Source organism: Caldalkalibacillus uzonensis (genome assembly GCF_030814135.1).
Lineage (GTDB): Bacteria > Bacillota > Bacilli > Caldalkalibacillales > Caldalkalibacillaceae > Caldalkalibacillus > Caldalkalibacillus uzonensis.
In genome coordinates this window covers 1-21,056 of the sequence record NZ_JAUSUQ010000016.1, presented here as the reverse complement: position 1 = coordinate 21,056, position 21,056 = coordinate 1, and the positions used below count along the sequence as shown (strand labels likewise).

Here is a 21,056-nt window from a genome sequence, read left to right as displayed (position 1 = left end):
CCTTTTAAGCTTGATGGTTGTGGTTATCATCTCTGTACTTTATTCCACATTAAAAAACAGAGACCTGCTAACGTCCCTGTTTTTAGCTTAACGCTCAGGCATGTTCTTTCATCCAAATCTTGCGCATCTGGCGGATAAAGAACGGATATTTTTCATCAGTCACATCACAGGACACAATCTCTGCCTCACATTGGCGACAAATAAAATGATGCCAGATTGTGATGCCTTCTGTTTTGGGATTGGCACAAATGACACATATGTGCTTGTTCATCTTACTGTTCCCCTCTCCTCTCATCTACTTTACTCTATGTTATCAGTATGGGAAAAGGGAACGGACAGTATACCTAATTTAACCAATTATTCAATAATTCCAGTTTGTTGAGCATAAACACATATTCATCAGCAATGTCATACGGCTCGGGACTTACTTCCCGAAACAGAGGGTGCAGTGCCTCTGTGCTTGTACACCAATCCTCATCACCCGGCGCAGGATGCTCCTTATAATCCGGCCAAGCTTGAACTAAGTGAGGGCTGTAAACGAAAGAGGCATGAGCATGCACTTGTGCTTCTTTCTGTTTCTCCCCGGTCAGCTTGTTTTGTGGACGCTGGGGTGTAAACAGATGAGGCCAATAATCGGCCCGTGATCCTGTGTGAGGTGTTTGAGAAACCCAAGCCCAAATGTGAGCATGGATACCAGGAGTTTGGAACAGGATGGCGTATAAATGTTGGCCTACTGCAATGCGGTCATGTACATCCAGAAAGTCTTGCACAATGGTGCCTGCCAGGCCCGGGTGCTCGTCTTCTCTTGTGTACGGAAATAGAATGTGATTCAGGTGAAACAAAGCCTGGGCCTGGTATTTGATGGACTGAAAGACCTTTTCCCGGAAATAGGGATGAGTGACAATGCGCGGCTCAATATAGTGTTGCTCGTTAACGATCAGGGCATGGGTTAAGAGTTGGCTGTTCCTGTTTTCCCAAAACCAGGGCCACATTGCCTGCATAAAGACCGAGACGCTGAAATGAGGCAACAAATGAAACAAAGGGGTATTCGTTTTCTTGCTTACATGATAGACCAGCAATTGAGGATAGGCATCCTGAAATATTAGCCAGTTGCTGCGCTCCAAAAACAGGAAAAAGTTCCGGGCCTCTCTAAGGGAAAATAAAGGAGCAAAAAAATCTCCTTTTAAATCTGTCATCTTCCAGCCCCCATTGCGGGAAACCATATGAGCCAAGTAAGCCCAATGCAGTTCAGGGTGCTCCTCATATAGGTTAAGGTAAGCCTGTGTACGGGTCACATTGTTCCGGTTAGACCGCTGTACTTGCTCAGTTATCCAGCCAATCATTGACTGTTCTTCAGGGTTCAGACGAGGGAGGGCAGGCGGAGCTGACAAGAGCAGCTCCAGTCTTTGTTCCAGCTCTCTTTCCCTCGTCCGGTGTGGAAAAGGGATCCAGTGTTTGATTTCTTCTCTCCAGCCATACCACCACGTTCTCATCACTCATCCCTCTTGTTCCGCTGTTTTCATATTAGACTGCCTTCCGGAAGGCAAAATATACATCAGTCCCTTTACATAATGAACAACTGGATTCCAAACAGAGCCAAGACACCGGGTATGCCCAGGACGGCAGCAATGCCCATGGTAATCAGGTTATAAGGTACATACACATCAACATAACTGCCAAACAGATTAAAGACGAATAGTAAAAAAACACCTATAACCAACTGCACCAGCCCCCTGCCCAGCCAATGCCACACCCTGCCGCGCATACGGAACATGATGGACATGACGGCCAAAAAAACGACAAGGATCATACTGATTCCGATGGCATCCATTCCTTTACCCTCCTCTTAGTCCAAGTACCACATATTGGACCAGCCCTTTTTCCGAGCTTGATAGAGCAGATAACGGTAGCGCAGTTCGGCCAGCAAAATTGGAACCTGACCCGTGGACCCATCCGGCATTAAGAGACGCCGTTTGTGAAGTTGGGTCATCCTTTCCCTCGCTTTCTCAATGGCCGTCATTAAGCGGTATTGCTCATTACGCAGCACCGGACGCCGAAACATAGGCATGTACATCCCCCCTTAATACAAGCCTATGCAGAAGGGAGGCTGTTCAGCACTGTTTCTTACCGGGATATGTCCCTACAATTCCCGGCGGCCTTCCAGCGCTTTGGACAGGGTCACCTCATCGGCGTATTCCAAATCACCCCCAACAGGCAAACCATGGGCAATCCGTGTCACTCTAAGTCCGATGGGCTTGACCAACCGGGAAATATACATGGCTGTCGCTTCCCCTTCGATTGTCGGGTTGGTGGCTAAAATAATTTCTTCAATCTGTTCATCTTCAAGGCGTTTAATTAAATCCGGAATCGTCAAATCTTCCGGCCCAACACCATCGATGGGAGAAATGGCCCCGTGCAGTACATGGTATAATCCATCATATTCCTTAGTCCGTTCCATGGCGATCACATCCTTGGGATCCTGCACCACGCAGATCACTGAACGGTCCCTCGCTTTATCCTGACACATCCGGCAGGGATTGTGATCGGTAATATTATGGCATATGGAACAGTAGGTTAACCCCCGCTTGGCATTGACCAGTGCTTTGGCCAAATCAAGCACATCATCTTCTTTCATGCTTAACACAAAAAAAGCCAGACGGCTGGCCGTTTTAGGGCCGATGCCTGGCAATTTCATAAACCCTTCAATCAATTTGGCAATGGGTTCCGGGTAATGCACATAGGTTCCCCCTTCATGCTGTCTGTCCAATGTTTAAAACAAGCCTGGGATATTCAAGCCGCCGGTCAACTTGCCCATATCTTTTTGCACAAGTTCATCCACTTTCTTCATAGCATCATTCATGGCAGCCAGAATTAGGTCCTCCAACATTTCCACATCGTCCGGATCAACCGCCTCAGGTTGAATGCTGACATCAACCAGCTCCTTATGCCCATTTAAGGTAATAGTCACCATGCCGCCGCCAGCGGTTCCTTCAACGGTTTTTTCTTTTAATTCCTCCTGTACCTTTTGCATCTGTTTCTGCATTTTTTGCATTTGCTTCATCATGTTTTGCATATTTCTCATAGACATAAACCTCCTCTGTGATTATTCATTCTTACCGGGGTGGCCATCAACCACTTCAACCAGTTCTTCACCCACCAGACGGACCGCTTCTCTGTAAAACGGATCTTGTTTCTCTTCCTCCCGGCCTTCTGCCTTCTTCTCCTTATGTTCTGCTATAAATTGCTGCTTAAGATCTTCCCATTCATTATACATGATTGTGACCATTTGCGCCTCTGTTTGCAAGTACTGCTGAACAACCTGTTCAATCAGCTGGCGGTGACTTTCTTTTTCCGTTGTCTCCCGGTGAATGGAACTCTTGAAGGCTAGTAAGAAAAAGCTAGGGCCAGAGGCCACCGGTTCACCATCCCGCAGCCAGGCATGGACCATAATTTGCTTCTGCTTAACCTCTTCCAAAATGGCCGGCCACTTCTCCAGCAACTGTTTCAGCATGGGTTTGCTGGCTGTTTTCAGTACCTCTTTCAGCTTGGCCAGGGGCAAAGACGAACCGCTCGAGGAGGGGCTTCTGCTGCCCGCCCTGGACACACTCTCCTCTTGTCTTCCTACAGCCGTCACTCCCCCCTGCTGACCCAAACGCTTCAGGGCCTTCTCCAGGGTATCCACTCTCATCTTGAGTTGCTCAATTTCTTCGCTCGCTCTAGGGGAGTGGGCACCAGCAGCTGGCTCCGGCAGAGATTCATCCAGGTGATGGGTCAACTGGATCAAGGCCACTTCCAAGAATATCCGCGGATGGTGTGTCCATTTCATGTCCTGCTGGGCCCGACTGAGCCGTTCAATAGCTTGAAAAAGGTGTTCATCCCGATAGGCTTGGATCTGTTCCTTCAACCGTTCCGTCAGCCGTAAACGCTGAAAACCCTCAGCCAGCCCGGGTGCCTGCCGGTACAAGAGTACGTCACGATAAAAATAGATCAAATCCTCTACAATACGGGTCGGTTCTTTCCCCTCATCAAGCAAGAGACCCAAGCGTTTGATCGCCTCCTCCGTTTCCTGTCGCATGAGGCAATCAGCCAAGTCCATTAAAGCTTCCTGAGCCACTGAGCCGGTAATGGTCTCCACATCGGCGACCGTCACCTCGCCATCAGCAAAAGAAACAGCCTGATCAAGCAAGCTTAAGCAATCGCGCATACCTCCTTCTGCCACCTGGGTTAAGAGCTCCAGTGCTTCCTGCTCTACCTGGAAGCCTTCTTCGGCACAAATGATGTGCAGACGTTCCAACATTTCTTTCTGGGAGATGCGCTTAAAGTCAAAACGCTGACAGCGGGACATGATCGTGAGCGGAATCTTATGCGGTTCAGTGGTGGCCAAAATAAACATGACATGAGCAGGAGGTTCTTCAAGGGTTTTCAGCAAAGCGTTAAAAGCCCCTTGGCTTAACATATGCACTTCATCTATGATATACACTTTTAACCGGACTTCAGTAGGGGCATATTTCACCTTATCTCGCAGGTCCCTGATCTCATCCACTCCATTGTTGGATGCAGCATCGATTTCAACCACATCGACGACCGTTCCCTGGGTAATACCGCGACAAGCGGCACACTGATTACAAGGATTATCCGTAGGGGCCTGTTCACAGTTGACCGCTTTAGCCATAATCTTGGCTGTACTTGTTTTCCCAGTCCCTCGGGGACCTGTAAACAGGTAAGCGTGCGTATACGTCTGATTTGAAAGCGCGTTTTTAAGCGTTTGGATAATATGGGCTTGTCCGACCACATCGTCAAATGTTTGGGGCCGCCAGACTCGGTACAACGCTTGGTACGTCATGATGAACCTCTCCGTTTCAAACCTCTTGTTCTTTATACTATCTTATTATTATACCGTGGACAGAAATGCAAAAAAAGGGCTCTCCGTCCGTAGAAAGAAACCCTATCTCCCTTTCAGACATCCAAATACGGAATACAAATATGAAACGTGGTGCCATAGCCCTTGGATGAAACCCGTATTTTGCCCCCCATATCATGGATAATCCGCTGACAAACAGAAAGGCCTAAACCCGTCCCTTCCTCCTTGGTCGTAAAGAACGGCTCAAAAATTTTATCAATCACATAAGGTGGTATACCTGGACCTGTATCCTTAATATTGATACTGATCATTTGTTCTTCTGGTAAGAAGTGATGGGAGAGAGTCAACCGCCCCTGGTTGCCCATTGCTTCAATGGCATTTTTACAAATATTGAGAAATACTTGTTTTAACAGCTCCTTATCACCCACAATGGGCGGAAGATTGTCAAAATCTTTGGTTTGAACTTCTATACCGTGTAATAAAGCCTCATTTTGAATAATAGGTAAAAACTGTTTCATCAGCAGGGCCAGATCGATTTTTTCGTAGCGGGTCTCCCGTGATTTGCTCAGTAACAAAAACTCGCCCACCAGATGATTGATCCGGTCAATTTCATCCAACATGATGTTGGTATATTCAACTTCCCGCATCATGTTGCGTTCCTTCAAAGTCTTGTTTAATATTTGTAAAAAACCGCGGATACTGGTTAAGGGATTGCGAATTTCATGGGCTGTGCCTGCTGCCATTTGTCCGATCATGGCCAGCCGTTCGTTGCGATGGATTTGATTTTCTAAAGAGCGCAAATTTGTCACATCTTTGATAAATATGTACGCACCTTGTTGGTGGCCGGCCTCATCAATGAGCGGAAAACTGTCCACCAGAATTTCATAGTAACACTGGCCATTATGCCATGTCATGGCCTGATTCCGAATCGTCACGCCCTCAAAGACCCGTTTGGAGATTAATTGCCGGCCTTCAGGTATATTTTTAAAAAGATGGAAAATGTTTTGACCAATAAAAACTTCGGGATCATCTCCCATTATTTTAGCGGCGGCTTTGGTGATAGAGACAATATGGCCCTGTTCATTAAGTAGTATGAGTCCAATGTGAGCATTGTTAAAGATCTGTTCGGAAAAAAGGGCGTGAAGAATAGAAGGTAATCCATGTGAGCTTGACGTCATCTGAACCCCTACCTTTACGATGGTCTCACCGTTGGCCAGCCCTGAAATATAAGTAATATTTAACATAGCATAACGGGCAAAACCTAGACAGGCCGATGTCAACCATTATATGTATATTATCAATCTATTTACTTCTTGTTTAATTGGTTAAAATCCTCCCTGATACCATAAAATTCGACATGGCGCTAAGGGCTAGGCTAAACAAAAAACATATCCGTTTAAAGGATATGTTCCCTAAACGGCAGCTGGCTGGCTTAGTTGGTATAACCTTAGCCCCTGTAGCTTTGCGTCACTACGTTTCCGTAGCTTTGCCCTTCACTCAATCTAACTGTTTATTCACAGTATTCCTTTGTTTTTTGATTATACAAAACTTTAGCTTGATAAAAAAGCGATTAACCTCATTTTGGCCAAACGCTACCTCTAAAAAAAGAAAAAACACCTTATTTGCAGGTGTTTGTTAACTGCTGTGCACCTATCCTCGATAAGCACTACCCAAGCGTACTCATGCCGCCAGCTCGGAAAAGGCTACCCTACAACACACGGAGATACCCACTTACCGCTGCTTCCTTCCGGACCTGACGGGGTTCATGGGCTTCCGTTGCATAGGACCCTTTCGTCAACACCGCGTACATGAGCCAGACCTCACATAGTGCAAACCTCAGATAGGCATCGACCCCGCTATAGCGGATTGCGGGTTACAGGGCACCGCTACCTCCCCGTCTAGCACAGCAAACTTTATAAACATGTTTGGACACAGTTGCATGGCAACTGTAACTAACATTATAACGAAAGCTAGCTCATTACACAAGTGTTAATCCTTTCCTTCCAGGCCCAATTGTTGCCCATCACCTGCATCAGTGAGCAAGCGTTTGGCAACTTTCCTTGCTGTCCGCAAACGGCGGAAGAAGTCTTTCAATACATGTTGACATTCCTCTTTCCTGACTCCGGCAATAACCTCCACCTGATGGTTCAGGCGTTCATCTTGCAGTGTGTTGTACAGGGTCCCTGCATAACCCGCTTTTGGATCTTCCGTACCATACACCACTCGCTTGATGCGCGCTTGAACAATGGCCCCGGCACACATGGGACAGGGTTCTAAAGTGACGTATAAATCACAACCTGTTAACCGCCAACCCCCTAGCTGCTCACAAGCCTCTTGGATGGCGATGATCTCGGCATGCGCTAAGGGGCTCTTGTCAATCTCCCGCCGGTTATAGCCTGTGCCTATCACGGTACCGTCTTTGACAATCACAGCACCAATGGGCACCTCCCCCAGGGATTCCGCTCGCTTAGCCAGTTGAATGGCTTGCTCCATCCACTTTTCATGATCTTCTTGACCCGGCAATCTTACTCACGTCCTTTAAAGACTGGCTTGTACATGTGTCCTTTTCATTCTATTTTTCAATCACACGCGGGTCAAGGGCATCACGTAAACCCTCCCCCACAAAGTTAAAGGCCAGTACCGTAATTAAAATCATGAGTCCCGGAAAAGTTGGATACCACCAGGCTGTGCGGAAAATGGTCACGCTTTGGGCATCGGTCAACATATTACCCCAGCTTGGTGTAGGCGGTTGAACACCTAATCCCAGGAAACTTAGTGTTGATTCAGTCATAATAATGCTACCTACTCCTAATGTAGCAGCTACAATAATCGGCCCCATGGCATTGGGTAAAATTTGACTAAAAATGATACGCACATTGGACATGCCTGTCGTCCGTGCCGCCAGGACAAATTCACGCTTTTTCAAAGTTAGAAATTCTCCGCGCACCAAGCGGGCTGTTCCCATCCAACCGAAGATAGCCAGCACAAAGATAATAGTGCTCAGGCCTGGTTGAAGAAAGGCAACCAAGGTAATCAAAAGAAAAATGCTTGGAAATGAAATAAAAACATCAACAGTGCGCATCAAGATGGCATCAATGCGTCCCCCATAATATCCGGCGATAGCTCCGACCAGGGTGCCGATGGTAATCATAATGGCCATGGCCGAGAAGCCGACCATCAGGGAAACCCGGCCGCCGTACAGGATTCGGGTAAAAATATCACGTCCCACATGGTCTGTACCCAGCCAATGTTCGGCACTTGGTGGTTGCAAACGGTTGGTTAAGTCTTGCTTATGAGGCTCATACGGTGTCAGATATGGCGCAAAACTGACCGCCAAAATAATGAGGATCAGACATACCAACCCCGCCACAGCCAACTTATTCTGAAAAAACCTGGAAATAATGATTAACCATAGCGAACGCCGCTCTCCTATTGTGACCGCTTTTGGGTCTTCTGCTGTAGCAGGAGCAGGCAGATGTTGATGAATTTGGGACATCTTTTACTGCACCTCCTAGTACTCTATGCGCGGGTCAACAATGGCATAGAAGATATCGGCCAGCAGATTGCCGATGACAACCAAAACGGCACTAAACATGGTTAAGGCCATAATGACCGGGTAGTCACGCTGAACGACTGAATTAATAAACAACTGACCAATTCCTGGCCAACTGAATAATGTTTCCACAACGACAGAACCACCGATAAAGGTCGGCAACATTAAACCAAAAATCGTAATCACCGGAATCATGGCATTGCGCAAGCCGTGTTTGTAAATAACAGTTCTTTCCCTAAATCCCTTGGCCCGTGCCGTACGGATGTAATCCTGACGGATGACGTCCAGCATACTGGAACGGGTGTAGCGCATCAAACTGGCCATATCATAGCTGCCCAGCACAATCATGGGCAGAATCAAATGGTGAATCCGGTCCCAGATACTGAATGGTACGTTAATGGTATGAATGCCTCCAGACGGAAACCACCCCAATTGAACGGAAAATATCATGAGCAACATCAGCCCAAGCCAGAAGTTAGGTGTTGCCACACCGATAAAAGAAAAAGTGGTTACCGAGTAATCCAGTACACTGTATTGCCGGGTCGCCGATAACACCCCAAAGGGAATAGCCAACACAATGGCAAACAACGAGGAGGCAATCATCAACACCAGGGTATTAGGCAAACGCTCCATGATGATATCATTCACCGGCCGACGCTGAATAAAGGATGTGCCTAGATCTCCCTGCAAAATATGACCCACCCATTTCATATATTGGACATGAGGAGGATCATTTAATCCCAGCCGCTCAGACATACGTTCCAGGTCTTCTGGTTTAATGTTTGGATCAATCAGCATGCTGGCCGGGTCCCCAGGTGCCAAGTACATAATGGCAAAACTAAGAATGGAGATGCCAATTAAAATGGGAATGGTCATGACTAAACGGCGTAAGATATATGATGTCATCTCTAGCACCCTTTACTGTCCAGCTTGTCTTGGGGAAAAGAGTGGGGAGTGAAAACCCCCCACTCTCTTTTGTTTCACTAAGATTACTGTTCAAGCCACCAATCGTCTGCTTTGTAGAACGGTACACTAGGATGGTGGATAAAGCCATGCAAGTTGATCGGATACGCCACATTTTCCATGGGATAATTTAGGAAGACATAAGGCAAGTCTTCAGACAAGATTTTAAAGATTTCGTGCAGTTTTTCTGTGCGCTTGGCTTCATCCATTTCTAGATTAACTGCTTCCATGAGCTGATCCAATTCTTCGTTTACGTAACTGCCATAGTTTAAGCCTTCATCAATTTGCCCGGAGTGGAAGATATGGTAGGGGTTGGGGTCAGTACCCAAGTTCCAGCTCAGGATAATCGTGTCAAATTCATGCCTAGGCGGATTGATGGTATCCACGAAAGCCCCCCACTCCAGTGATTTTGGAGTCGCTTTGATACCGATTTCAGCTAATTGATCCTGAATAATCACCGCTGTGGTGCGACGGGCATTACTCTCCTCGTTATACAAAATTTCAATCTCAAATTTCTGGCCATCCTTTACAAGGATACCGTCAGGACCTGGCTCCCAGCCAGCCTCGGCTAACAATGTTTTAGCTTTTCCAGGATCATATTCATAGACAGTGAGGTCATCCGTCCAGGCCCAGCTTAAGGGACTGACAGGGCCATGAGCCACTTCACCGTATCCCTCCAAAGTAACATCAATAATCGCTTGCCGATCAATGGCATAGGCAAAGGCTTGACGTACTTTGTGATCTTGGAAAAACTCATTTCGGAAGTTAAAGCCAAAGAAGTTATAGGCATAACGTAAGACTTGGCTAATCTTGACATGATCAAAGGTTTCAACGGTGGCAAATTCTTCTGACGGGAATACTCCCATATCAATATCTCCTGTTTGTAGTTGCAGTACTTGGGCGTTGGTATCGCCAGTGATTTTGACAGTAATGCTATCTAAGTACGGACGTCCTTCAAAGTAGTCTTCATGGGCCACCAAACGGACATATTGCCCTTCAACCCACTCATCAAATTTAAACGGACCGGCACCGATGGGATCGCGGTTAAATGTATGCTCGCCAAGCTCTGCGACAGACACATCACCAAGAATATGTTCAGGTAACAAGGGCCATCCTGCATTAACGGGCCAAGCCGCATCCGGTCTTTTAAGGATAAACTTTACAGTGTAGTCATCAATTTTCTCTACGGATTCCAGATTCTCAAAATAAGATTTGCGCGGGCCGTCATAATCTTCATGCAAAGGAATACTGAACGTAAAGACAACGTCATCCGCTGTCACTTCTTCACCATCATGCCATTTAACACCTTTATAAAAACGATAGACATGTTCCAGCCCGTCTTCGGACACCTCTACAGGTTCACCGAGATGGGGGACCATTTCAAGTTCTTCGTTAGTACGCATCAAACCAGCAAAGATCAAGTCCTCAATGTTACCACTGGCAGCATCCTGAGAATACATTGGGTTTAACACTTGCGGGTTACCGATTTGGCCGTAGATCAGGTCACCGCCGTACTGAGGTTCATCAGCCGCCTCTCCCTGTGCTTCCTCTTTAGCTTCCCCAGTCGTATCGTCCTTAGGAGCCGTCCCTTCCTCCCCCCTGCAGGCCACAAGTGCCATGGAGAAAATGAGCATTAAACCAAGCAGAATGATAAAGCGTTTGTTCAGTTTCACACGTACTTCCCCCTTCTTGAAGTCTCGATGAATTGTCCACCTGATGAATTCACAAATATTAAGTTATTCCCAAATGAACCTGTCTGGCGAAAACGGCATCCCCCCTTTAGCAAAGCCAAGCATGAGAATGAATCTCACTCAGTAAGTGCTGGCTAGCGATGATTGCGTTGCCTATTCATGATACAGATGACAAGCCACAAAATGCCCCGGTTTAACTTCATGCATCTCTGGGACATTGGTTTTACAATGATCCGTCGCCATTGGACAGCGGGTATGAAACACACAGCCTGCAGGCGGATTAACCGGACTGGGTACATCCCCCTTCAAAATAATGCGCTCTCTTTTCTTAATGTTTGGATTGGGCCGTGGAACAGCTGACAATAAGGCTTGGGTATAGGGATGCAGCGGCTCGTCATATAAGCTGTTTTTATCGGCAATCTCCATCAATTTACCCAAATACATCACTCCGACACGATCACAAATATGTTTCACGACCCCTAAATCATGGGAAATAAACAAGTAGGTCAGTTTAAATTCATCCTGCAAATCTTCAAACAAATTAAGCACCTGGGCTTGAATGGACACATCTAAAGCGGAGACAGGCTCATCGGCAATAATCAGTTTGGGTTGAAGTGTCAAGGCGCGGGCTATCCCGATGCGCTGCCGTTGGCCTCCTGAAAATTCATGGGGATAACGGTTGCGCCAGCTGGGGTTCAAACCTACTTTTTCCAAAAGCGCCTCCACCCGCTCCTGTCGCTCTTTTTTGCTGTACAAGCGGTGAACGGAGAAAGGCTCTTCCAAAATGGTACCGATCGTTTTGCGCGGATTAAGAGAGGAAAACGGATCTTGGTACACCATTTGAATGTCCTGCCGGATGGAACGCAACTGACGCTCACTTAGATGGGAAATATCCTGTCCGCCAAAAATAATCTGGCCACTGGTCGGCTCATACAAGCGGATAATCGTTCGCCCCGTGGTAGATTTCCCACACCCGGATTCGCCCACCAAGCCCAGCGTTTCACCCTGGTCAATGTGAAAACTGACATCATCAACAGCTTTGATATAACCGACCGTACGCTGCAAGACCCCGGCTTTGACCGGGAAGTGCTTTTTAAGATGGCGTACTTCCAATAATCGCTTTGACTCTGGCGCTGTTTGCGGCTCGTGGCTTTGTGTTTGTGTCGTCATCGGTGCACTCCTTCCTAGCACAAATGACAGCGTACTTTATGCCCTGGTTCTATCTCTCTCAGCTCAGGCTGCGTCTTATAGCAGGCTTCTATCGCTTTGGCACAGCGAGGAGCAAAGCGGCAACCTGTGGGAAAATTTTCCGGGGAGGGGACGTTGCCTGGAATGGAGTACAAGCGTTTTGACCCACCTTCAATGGATGGCATTGAAGCCAGCAAACCAAATGTATAGGGATGTAGAGGGTTGTTAAACAACGCTTTAACCGGGGCTTCTTCCTGGATTTGGCCTGCATACATGACAATGACCCGCTCGGCCAATTCGGCCACAACCCCTAAATCATGGGTAATCAAAATAATCGATGAGTCGAATTCTTCTGACACTTTTTTCATTAATTCTAATATTTGTGCTTGAATCGTCACATCCAAGGCCGTTGTCGGCTCATCGGCAATGAGTAATTTAGGATCACAGCTCATGGCCATGGCAATCATCACCCGCTGCCTCATGCCGCCAGACAAACGGTGCGGATAATCACCCAGGATTTGCTCAGCCCGTCCAAAACCGACCAATTTTAGAAGTTCCACAGCTCGCTCCCTGGCTGCTTTCTTCTCCATTTTTTTGTGGTAGCGCAGTACTTCGGTAATTTGTTCACCAATTGTCAGCACGGGATTCAAGGAGGTCATGGGCTCCTGAAATATCATGGCAATATCATTACCTCGCACTTTAAACATATCTTCTTCACTCAGCTGGACAAGATCTTGCCCCTCAAACAGAATTTGGCCCTCGACGATTTTCCCACCTGGGGAAGGCAACAGCCTCATGATTGAAAACGCTGTCATGCTTTTGCCTGAACCAGACTCTCCGACCAGGGCCACCGTTTCTCCTCTGTTCACGTCAAAATCAATGCCATCAATGATTGGTAATTCTTTCTTCCTATTGTAGAAATAAGTTTTAAGATTTCTTACTTCCAATAATGCTGACATGTTGTGCATCCACCACCTTCTTACCGCCTCGTGCTGTATATATTTATTCAACTGTTCATCCTGTATATACATAACAAAGAATTAATAATCGGGTTAAATCAGCTTGTTCTCTGTAAATTTACTATATTGTCAGTAGTTCACATGTATTTTACCTAGATACATTGGTGGTGTCAATGACGCTGTGAGGCCAAATAGTGACAAAAAACACCAAAAGGGGAGCCCATTCTCCACCTTTTGGTGTTTTTTTATAAAGGGTAGAGTCATTTTATGTGCTTTTTAGTCAGCTTATTCCAGATGAGTCCTATTGCCCATATAGGGTCTTAAAGCAGCAGGAATCCGCACGCGGCCATCCCGTTCCTGGTAATTTTCCAGGATGGCAGCCACAGTACGTCCTATAGCCAGCCCAGAGCCGTTTAATGTATGCACAAATTCAGGTTTGGCTTTGGGCTCCCGCCGGAAGCGGATGTTGGCCCGTCTGGCCTGGAAATCTTCAAAATTACTGCAGGACGAGATTTCACGGTAAGTATCAGCTGCAGGCAGCCAGACCTCCAGATCATATTTTTTGGCTGCAGTAAAACCAAGATCTCCCGTGCACATCTCCATGACACGATAGGGAAGGCCTAAAAGCTGCAATACCTTTTCAGCATGGGCAGTCAACTTTTCCAGCTCAGCATAAGAATCTTCCGGCTTAACAAAACGGACCAACTCCACTTTGTTAAACTGGTGCAGGCGAATCAAGCCCCGGGTGTCCCGCCCGGCGGACCCAGCTTCAGAACGGAAACAGGCACTATACGCTGCATAGGCTTTGGGAATGTCTTCTGCTGTTAAAATCTGATCCCGGTGGTAATTGGTCACAGGAACCTCTGCTGTAGGGATCAGGAAAAAGTCGGTATCAGCCACCTTAAAGGCATCTTCCTCAAACTTGGGCAATTGTCCGGTCCCTGTCATGCTGTTTCTGTGCACCATATACGGCGGCCACATTTCTTCGTAACCGTGCTGTTCAATATGTACATCAAGCATAAAGTTGATCAGCGCCCGCTCCAGCCGGGCACCCTGCCTTTTCAGAAACACAAAGCGTGAACCTGCCACTTTTCCCGCTGCTTCAGTATCCACAATGCCCAGGTTCTCCGCAATTTCCCAGTGGGGTTTGGGTTCAAAGTCCCATTCCGGTTTTGTTCCCCACGTACGTACCAGCTGATTCTCTTCTTCCGAGCTGCCCACCGGCACACTTTCATGGGGAAGATTGGGCAGGCACAGTAAAATGGCTTCCAATTCCTGCTCCACCTGACGAAGTTCATCGTCCAATTGTCTAATGCGCTGATTAACTTCCTGCATCTCCTGAATCAGATGGTTGGCTTCTTTCTTCTCCATTTTCAAACGTCCGATTTCCTGTGAGACAGTATTACGCTTGCTTTTCAGCTCTTCTACCTCTTGAATCAGTTGCCGCCGTTTTTCATCCACTTGGGGAAAACGCTCCAGTTCGCTCAAATCTTCCCCTTTGGTTTGCAAGCGTGCTTTAATCGCTTCAAAATCGGTTCGCAGCCGTTTTACATCTAACACTATCATTCACTCCTTATGTACAAAAGGACGGAGGTGCAGGCACTGCCCGTACCGCCGCCCTGCTGATTTTATGTCAGTTCAACCGGCTGTTTGTGCTGATAGGCCTTAACCATTTGCAAAAAATAGTGATGAAAACGGGTATCCTCCGTTAATTCAGGATGGAAAGAAGCGGCCAACAGATTGTTTTGACGGGCAGCCACAATTTGGCCATTGTGCCGGGCCAACACTTGGACACCTTCCCCGGCCTCTACAATCAAAGGTGCACGGATAAAGACAGCCCGAAAGGTATCCCCTACCCCGTCAATTTGAAGATCTGTCTCAAAACTTTCACGCTGCCGGCCAAAGGCATTGCGCTGAACATGGATATCCATCAAAGGCAAATGTGGCTGTTCCGACCCTTCAATCGTTTTGGCCAATACAATCAGACCTGCGCAGGTGCCAAATAAAGGAAAACCATTTTGTCCCTTATCCATTAAAGGTTCATGGAAGCCGTAATGACGAATCAATTTGCCAATGGTGGTGCTTTCCCCTCCGGGAATAATCAGGCCAAAGATATCATCAAGTTGCTCCACCTTTTTAACCGCTACAGGCTCTGCCCCGCACTTTTCAAGTATGTTCATATGTTCCCGGACGGCACCCTGTAACGCTAAAACGCCCACCTTCATGCTGCTATCCCTCATCTCTTACCAACCGCGCTCTTGCATGCGGTCTTTGGCTTCCAAAGTGGCAATATCGATGCCGGTCATGGCCGTGCCCAGGTTTTTGGACAGATGGCCAATCAGTTCATAGTCCTCATAGTGGGTTGTGGCCTCAACGATCGCTTTGGCATATTTTTCAGGGTTCTCCGATTTGAAGATACCAGAGCCGACAAAGACGCCATCAGAGCCTAAGTGCATCATCAGCGCGGCGTCAGCCGGTGTCGCTACACCACCGGCGGCAAAGTTGACGACAGGCAGGCGGCCATGCTCATGAACATAAAGCACTAGATCGTAAGGAGCTCCCAGTTGTTTGGCCTCTGTCATCAATTCATCTTTAGACATGCCTTTCACTTTGCGAATTTGAGCCTGCATCTTGCGCATATGACGAACCGCTTCCACAATATTGCCTGTGCCCGGCTCGCCTTTAGTCCGAATCATGGAAGCCCCCTCACCAATGCGGCGCAGTGCTTCACCAAGGTCACGGGCACCGCAGACAAAAGGTACGGTAAATTGACGTTTGTCAATATGGAATTCTTCGTCAGCAGGGGTTAAGACTTCACTTTCATCAATGTAGTCCACACCCAGAGCTTCCAATACTTTCGCTTCCACATAATGGCCGATGCGGGCTTTAGCCATCACTGGAATGCTGACAGCATTCATCACTTCCTCAATCACCGTAGGATCAGCCATGCGGGCCACACCGCCCGCTGCCCGGATATCTGCCGGAACGCGTTCCAAGGCCATGACGGCTACGGCTCCTGCTTCTTCAGCGATTTTGGCCTGTTCGGCATTGACGACGTCCATGATGACGCCACCTTTTTGCATTTCCGCCATACCCCGTTTGACTCGGTCTGTACCTAACTCTTGCATCTTGTTTCCCCCTGTCTGTCCCAGTTCATTTGTACTTGTTTGGACACTTTATTATGCATTATAAATCTAATATTATATTGTACAATACCCTGTTTAAAAGTACAAACTACCGCTTGTGATGGTGGTCTTTTTTGGGCCATTTGGACAAGAATTTGCGGAACATAAAGAAGCCGCCGATCAGAATCATGATCACCACGATGGTAGGAATAATAACCACCAGATATTGCCAAGCCAGCGGTAAGCTTTCTTGTTCCATCGTACTCACCACCTCAGGAAAACCAGTTTTTGACCCCGTCAACCACACTTGTCCAAACGCCGGAGAAAAAGCCCCCGATTCCCCGCATCATCATACGTATCCATCCTGCTTTGTCCACGTCTTCCATAGCCACAAGGGGGGCTTCAAGTGTGTCTTCCCCTTGCAACAGACCATAGTTGTTTGATCCTGTATATACCAGCCGGGCATAACCCACAATATCCCCTTCAGCTAAAGGCGCTTCAAGCACCCCTTCATCATTGATGACATCCGGGTGGAGAACCACATCAATGTTGTAGGCCTCCTGATCATCCTCATGAATCAGCATCTCCAGGGAGGCGCCTAAAGCGACTGGCACCTCCTTTTGCTTACCTTTGGCCACGGGAAGTACTTCAAATTCTTCAATGGTGTCTCCTTCTTCAGCAAAGGTGTGATAGTTAAAGTTGTTAAACCCGTAATCCAAGAGTTTCCGTGTTTCTTGGAAACGGGAGCTCATCGACTCGGTCCGCATCACCACACTGATCAGGCGTATGCCTTCCCGCTCCGCTGTTCCCGTAAAGCAGTAACCGGCAAGCTCCGTATACCCTGTTTTGAGGCCATCCAACCCTTGATAGGCATGGGGTTTGGCATCTAGTTGAGGGTGACCTTCCAGCATCCAATTGAAGTTCAGCAAGCGAACAGGAAAATGTCCCTCTTCTTCCCCTGGCTCGACGACCGGAATGGAGGAAAAACGCAAGACTTCAGGATAATCTCTGACCAACGCTTGGGCTAAAATGGCCGTGTCACGAGCCGACATGGCATTCTCGTCTTCAGGTTGACCCGTATGCATATACTGCCCCAGCAGGCGGTTAGGTAACCCTGTTGAGTTGACAAAAGTAGAATTTGTCATACCCAGCTCAGCTGCTTTTTCATTCATCATTTGCACAAAACGTTCCTCACTGCCCGCCACCAGCTCAGCCAGCGCAACCGTGGCATCGTTGGCTGAATAGACCGCCATCGCTGTGTACAATTCTTCCACGCTTCGCTCTTCACCCAAGGCCAGCCAGACACGCGACGTGCCATCCAAGGCACCCAAATAGTGAGCATAGTCACTGGCTGTCACAACCGTATCCCAGCTAAACTGTCCTTCGCTCAGCGCTTCCAAGACAAGGTATTCGGTCATCATTTTACTCATGCTGGCTGGCGGCAGGGCGACATCTGCATTTTTCTCAAATAAAATCGCCCCGGTCTTGGCATCCACCAGGATCGCTGATTCGGCATTCACATCAAAATGTCCCTGGGCATCAGCCGGTACGCCGCCTATGGCCAAGGTGCCCAATAAACTAAGAATAAGACCAATGATTATTGCTTTTTTCAACTGCGCCATCTTATGCCATACACCCCTATTCAACCCTAATATATAACAACTACATTCTATCATAACGGCAAACAAGCAAAAAGAACATAGAAAAAGATAGGAAAAATATGTCTTAAGTCAGACACATTGCTCCTATCTTTTTCGTCAGTAAACTTTAACTTATGACCGGTTTTTCTTTGTTTGTGTTTTCGATATTTTGCAGGACTCCCTATAAGATACAGGTCGATACACTAGGATAAAGAGTAATTTGGTGCCTCTTTCGTAATTTGTACGTCGTGGGGATGTGATTCTCTTAAACTGGCCGTCGTGATGCGGATAAAACGGCCGTTTTTGATCAGATCTTCAATTGTTGGTGTGCCGCAATAACCCATACCTGCTCTCAGACCGCCCACCAGCTGATGAAGCGTGTCGGCCAGCGGCCCTTTATACGGGACACGGCCTTCAATTCCCTCCGGCACCAGCTTTTGCTCGTTTTCCTGGAAGTAGCGGTCCTTGCTCCCCGCTTGCATCGCCCCTAAGGAGCCCATTCCCCGGTAGACCTTAAACCGGCGCCCTTGGAAAATTTCAAATTCACCTGGTGTTTCCGATACTCCAGCCAATAAACTGCCCAACATCACAGCAGAGGCCCCGGCCGCGATCGCTTTGGTGATATCTCCAGAGTATTTAATACCGCCATCAGCAATAATCGGTACATTGTATTCCTGGGCAGCTCTGGCACAATCGTAAACCGCGGTAATCTGCGGCACTCCAATGCCGGCAATCACCCGTGTTGTACAGATTGATCCCGGTCCGATACCCACTTTAACAATATTGGCACCTGCTTCAATCAAATCCCGCGTCGCTTCTGCTGTGGCCACATTACCGGCCATAATATCCAACTCAGGGTAGTTGTGGCGCAAACGTCGAACCGTCTCCAATACACCGGCAGAATGGCCATGGGCTGTGTCAACAACAAGGACGTCAACTCCCGCCTCCACCAGGGCCGCAGCACGCTTGTCCGTCTCTGCGGATACGCCAACCGCCGCTCCGACAACAAGACGACCCTTGCTGTCCTTGGCTGCATTGGGGAACTGTATCGCCTTCTCAATATCCTTGATGGTAATTAATCCTTTGAGCACATAATTGTCATCCACCAAGGGCAGTTTTTCGATCTTATGCTGCTGCAGTATTTTTTCTGCTTCTTCGAGCGTGGTGCCTACCGGAGCAGTGACCAGATTTTCCTTGGTCATCACTTCACCGATCTTGATGGAATAATCCCGCACAAAACGCAAGTCACGGTTGGTAATGATACCGACCAGACGCGTGTGTTCATCTACAATGGGAACACCAGAGATGCGGTATTTGCTCATTAAGTGCTCTGCATCATAGACCTGATGATCAGGTGTAAGGTAAAACGGCTTGGTAATCACTCCGCTCTCGGAGCGTTTGACACGATCCACATGTTCTGCTTGCTCTTCAATGGATAAATTTTTGTGAATAATACCCAAACCACCCTGCCGGGCCATGGCAATGGCCATTTCCGCCTCGGTCACCGTGTCCATGGCCGCACTGAGAATGGGAATATTAAGGGTTAACTTCTCACTTAATTTTGTTTTAACACTGACGTCCCTGGGCAACACCTCAGATTTAGCCGGTAACAGCAAGACATCGTCAAAGGTTAGGCCTTCTTTGGCAAATTTGTCTTCCCACATGCTGATCGTCCTTTCTTCATTTTTCCCCTGCTTAAAAAACCTGTCCTTTAAAAATTGATGTCAGTTTAACAAAAGCTTGGGAGTCAGTCAAGCGAAACGGACTTACCAATTTTAAGATGTCCTTCATTGTCACAAGCTATGGATATGCCATAAATTCAGTCTACCATGCAGCCGGCCGATGAGGAGTGGAGCAGATGAAGGTGATGATGAGCGATTGTCCCTGGACAAAAATGAAGCAACTTTTTCTGTTCTTTGGAAACGAAATCCAGGCCAAACAATACCTCTTTCAAAGTTATAAACAGCTGACTGATGAAAAAGAAGCGGAACGTTTAGCATATGCCAATACGCACAAATTGATCTATTTCATCAAGCAGGGAGTCACTTATTTTAATGAGGCGGAAAAAAGCTCGATCATGGTGAAACCCCTATTGCTTTTTTATGGCATGACCAGCTTTAAAAAAACCCTTATTCTACTGCATGATCCGGATTATCCAAAAACAACAAGTGTTCTTCAACATGGCCTGACGACTCGTAAAAAGAAAAAGATGAATTACCTGTTTAGCGATGATGAGGTTAAAGTGCAAAAAGACGGTCTGTTACCCTGCTTCGCTAAAACTGTGTTAAAGCAACCGTTGGTTATTAATGAAAAATATAAAGTGAAAACTTTACTTAGTCAATGTCCTGAACTCCAAAACAGTTATTGCCTTCTGTTTCAAAGACAGACATTTATTCCTGTTGAAATGCCTGACAGGGCAACTCTGTTTAAAGAAAATATATGTCCAATAAAAATAAAACAGAGAATTCTCCGCTCAATCAATATCGATGTATCCCACTTGCACCAAGTGCTGGGAGAGGATAGTAAAATTGTACGTATTGCTCAAGAAAATGATTGTGTCGTACTGTACTTGTTTGTATCACAGGAAAAAGGAGATGGCAGGACAATGGTACACTGGGAAGATTTGCAGGCCAAAGCAGGGATACATCCCCGTTTATGCTCTGATTATCAAGGTCAGTTTTATTTGTACCTTGGAGCTGTCAAATCGTTCAACCATGAATTAATCATTTACCATATGATCATGTATATCTTAAGCATGCTGTGCCGTTATGATACAGAAGCATGGGGTGACCTCCTGTTCTCCTTCAGTTCTTCAGAGCTGTATTTGATTGATGAATTTTTAACACTTGTTTTTCGTAAATACCCCAATCTTGTGCTGAATTATTTATTTGGTGAATGTCTGTTGTTTCAACCTGAATCTCATCTTATGTATTAAAAAAGACAGCCTATACTGGGCTGTCTTCAAAATCGTCTTTTTGAATAGCCTGGCAACGTCCTACTCTCCCGGGGGCTCTCGCCCCAAGTACCATCGGCGCTGGAGGGCTTAACTTCCGTGTTCGGCATGGGAACGGGTGTG

General features: G+C 47.1%; 21 protein-coding genes, 1 rRNA gene, 1 other RNA gene and 1 riboswitch. Of the genes, 1 reads left to right on the top strand and 22 read right to left on the bottom strand.

Translation table 11 applies throughout. The features are described 5' to 3' along the window. Nucleotides 1–94: 94 nt before the first annotated feature. From J2S00_RS16850 to guaB, 21 genes are all read right to left on the bottom strand, one after another. Entirely contained in the window at nt 95–271 is a 177-nt protein-coding gene (locus tag J2S00_RS16850; RefSeq protein WP_307342534.1) for a sigma factor G inhibitor Gin, read from the bottom strand. A gap of 73 nt (nt 272–344) precedes the next feature. After that, nucleotides 345–1,493: a DUF2515 family protein gene (locus J2S00_RS16845; protein WP_307342531.1), complete on the bottom strand. Its 1,149-nt coding sequence runs from the start codon at nt 1,491–1,493 to the stop codon at nt 345–347. Nucleotides 1,494–1,564: 71 nt separating this feature from the next. Next, nucleotides 1,565–1,831, bottom strand: coding sequence for a pro-sigmaK processing inhibitor BofA family protein (locus J2S00_RS16840; RefSeq protein WP_307342529.1), 267 nt, complete (start codon nt 1,829–1,831; stop codon nt 1,565–1,567). A gap of 15 nt (nt 1,832–1,846) precedes the next feature. Beyond that, a complete protein-coding gene (locus tag J2S00_RS16835; RefSeq protein WP_307342527.1) occupies nt 1,847–2,068 on the bottom strand; it encodes a hypothetical protein in 222 nt (73 codons plus the stop codon). Nucleotides 2,069–2,140: 72 nt separating this feature from the next. Continuing rightward, nucleotides 2,141–2,737, bottom strand: coding sequence for a recombination mediator RecR (gene recR / locus J2S00_RS16830; protein WP_307342524.1), 597 nt, complete (start codon nt 2,735–2,737; stop codon nt 2,141–2,143). 33 nt (nt 2,738–2,770) lie between these two features. After that, complete coding sequence (locus J2S00_RS16825) at nt 2,771–3,082, bottom strand: YbaB/EbfC family nucleoid-associated protein (protein ID WP_307342521.1); 312 nt, start codon at nt 3,080–3,082, stop codon at nt 2,771–2,773. 21 nt (nt 3,083–3,103) lie between these two features. Beyond that, nucleotides 3,104–4,843, bottom strand: a complete 1,740-nt coding sequence (dnaX, locus tag J2S00_RS16820; RefSeq protein WP_307342518.1) for a DNA polymerase III subunit gamma/tau — start codon at nt 4,841–4,843, stop codon at nt 3,104–3,106. Nucleotides 4,844–4,956: 113 nt separating this feature from the next. Continuing rightward, entirely contained in the window at nt 4,957–6,105 is a 1,149-nt protein-coding gene (locus J2S00_RS16815; protein ID WP_307342516.1) for an ATP-binding protein, read from the bottom strand. A 171-nt stretch (nt 6,106–6,276) separates the two neighbouring features. Continuing rightward, nucleotides 6,277–6,362, bottom strand: a riboswitch (cyclic di-GMP riboswitch). Between the two features lie 141 nt (nt 6,363–6,503). Then, nucleotides 6,504–6,768, bottom strand: an RNA gene (gene ffs, locus J2S00_RS16810) — signal recognition particle sRNA large type. An 82-nt stretch (nt 6,769–6,850) separates the two neighbouring features. Then, complete coding sequence (gene tadA / locus J2S00_RS16805; protein WP_307342514.1) at nt 6,851–7,384, bottom strand: tRNA adenosine(34) deaminase TadA; 534 nt, start codon at nt 7,382–7,384, stop codon at nt 6,851–6,853. A 49-nt stretch (nt 7,385–7,433) separates the two neighbouring features. Continuing rightward, nucleotides 7,434–8,357: an oligopeptide ABC transporter permease gene (opp4C, locus tag J2S00_RS16800; RefSeq protein WP_307342512.1), complete on the bottom strand. Its 924-nt coding sequence runs from the start codon at nt 8,355–8,357 to the stop codon at nt 7,434–7,436. A gap of 15 nt (nt 8,358–8,372) precedes the next feature. After that, nucleotides 8,373–9,320 (bottom strand): ABC transporter permease, encoded by a 948-nt coding sequence (locus J2S00_RS16795; protein ID WP_307342509.1) that lies wholly within the window; start codon nt 9,318–9,320, stop codon nt 8,373–8,375. Nucleotides 9,321–9,403: 83 nt separating this feature from the next. Next, on the bottom strand, nt 9,404–11,050 hold the full coding sequence (locus J2S00_RS16790) for a peptide-binding protein (protein ID WP_307342506.1): 1,647 nt from the start codon (nt 11,048–11,050) through the stop codon (nt 9,404–9,406). 171 nt (nt 11,051–11,221) lie between these two features. Beyond that, nucleotides 11,222–12,238 (bottom strand): ABC transporter ATP-binding protein, encoded by a 1,017-nt coding sequence (locus J2S00_RS16785; protein WP_307342503.1) that lies wholly within the window; start codon nt 12,236–12,238, stop codon nt 11,222–11,224. Between the two features lie 14 nt (nt 12,239–12,252). Next, a complete protein-coding gene (locus J2S00_RS16780) occupies nt 12,253–13,215 on the bottom strand; it encodes an ABC transporter ATP-binding protein (RefSeq protein ID WP_307342500.1) in 963 nt (320 codons plus the stop codon). Between the two features lie 285 nt (nt 13,216–13,500). Continuing rightward, complete coding sequence (gene serS, locus J2S00_RS16775; protein ID WP_307342498.1) at nt 13,501–14,775, bottom strand: serine--tRNA ligase; 1,275 nt, start codon at nt 14,773–14,775, stop codon at nt 13,501–13,503. Between the two features lie 68 nt (nt 14,776–14,843). Further along, the gene (gene pdxT, locus J2S00_RS16770; protein ID WP_307342495.1) at nt 14,844–15,440 is read right to left on the bottom strand and encodes a pyridoxal 5'-phosphate synthase glutaminase subunit PdxT; all 597 of its coding nucleotides are present in this window, start codon (nt 15,438–15,440) and stop codon (nt 14,844–14,846) included. An 18-nt stretch (nt 15,441–15,458) separates the two neighbouring features. Continuing rightward, nucleotides 15,459–16,343 carry a pyridoxal 5'-phosphate synthase lyase subunit PdxS gene (pdxS, locus tag J2S00_RS16765; protein ID WP_307342492.1) on the bottom strand — a complete coding sequence of 295 codons (885 nt, stop codon included), beginning with the start codon at nt 16,341–16,343 and terminating at the stop codon, nt 15,459–15,461. Between the two features lie 106 nt (nt 16,344–16,449). Next, a complete protein-coding gene (locus J2S00_RS16760; RefSeq protein WP_307342489.1) occupies nt 16,450–16,599 on the bottom strand; it encodes a DUF2621 family protein in 150 nt (49 codons plus the stop codon). A 13-nt stretch (nt 16,600–16,612) separates the two neighbouring features. Continuing rightward, nucleotides 16,613–17,962, bottom strand: coding sequence for a D-alanyl-D-alanine carboxypeptidase family protein (locus J2S00_RS16755; RefSeq protein ID WP_307342486.1), 1,350 nt, complete (start codon nt 17,960–17,962; stop codon nt 16,613–16,615). 221 nt (nt 17,963–18,183) lie between these two features. After that, the gene (guaB, locus tag J2S00_RS16750) at nt 18,184–19,644 is read right to left on the bottom strand and encodes an IMP dehydrogenase (RefSeq protein ID WP_307342483.1); all 1,461 of its coding nucleotides are present in this window, start codon (nt 19,642–19,644) and stop codon (nt 18,184–18,186) included. 194 nt (nt 19,645–19,838) lie between these two features. Here guaB and J2S00_RS16745 point away from each other — a divergent pair, with 194 nt between their 5' ends. Further along, nucleotides 19,839–20,915 carry a YaaC family protein gene (locus J2S00_RS16745; RefSeq protein WP_307342480.1) on the top strand — a complete coding sequence of 359 codons (1,077 nt, stop codon included), beginning with the start codon at nt 19,839–19,841 and terminating at the stop codon, nt 20,913–20,915. Between the two features lie 47 nt (nt 20,916–20,962). On the opposite strand, the gene rrf is transcribed toward J2S00_RS16745, so the two are convergent. Next, a 5S ribosomal RNA gene (gene rrf / locus J2S00_RS16740) occupies nt 20,963–21,056 on the bottom strand; the annotation flags it as partial.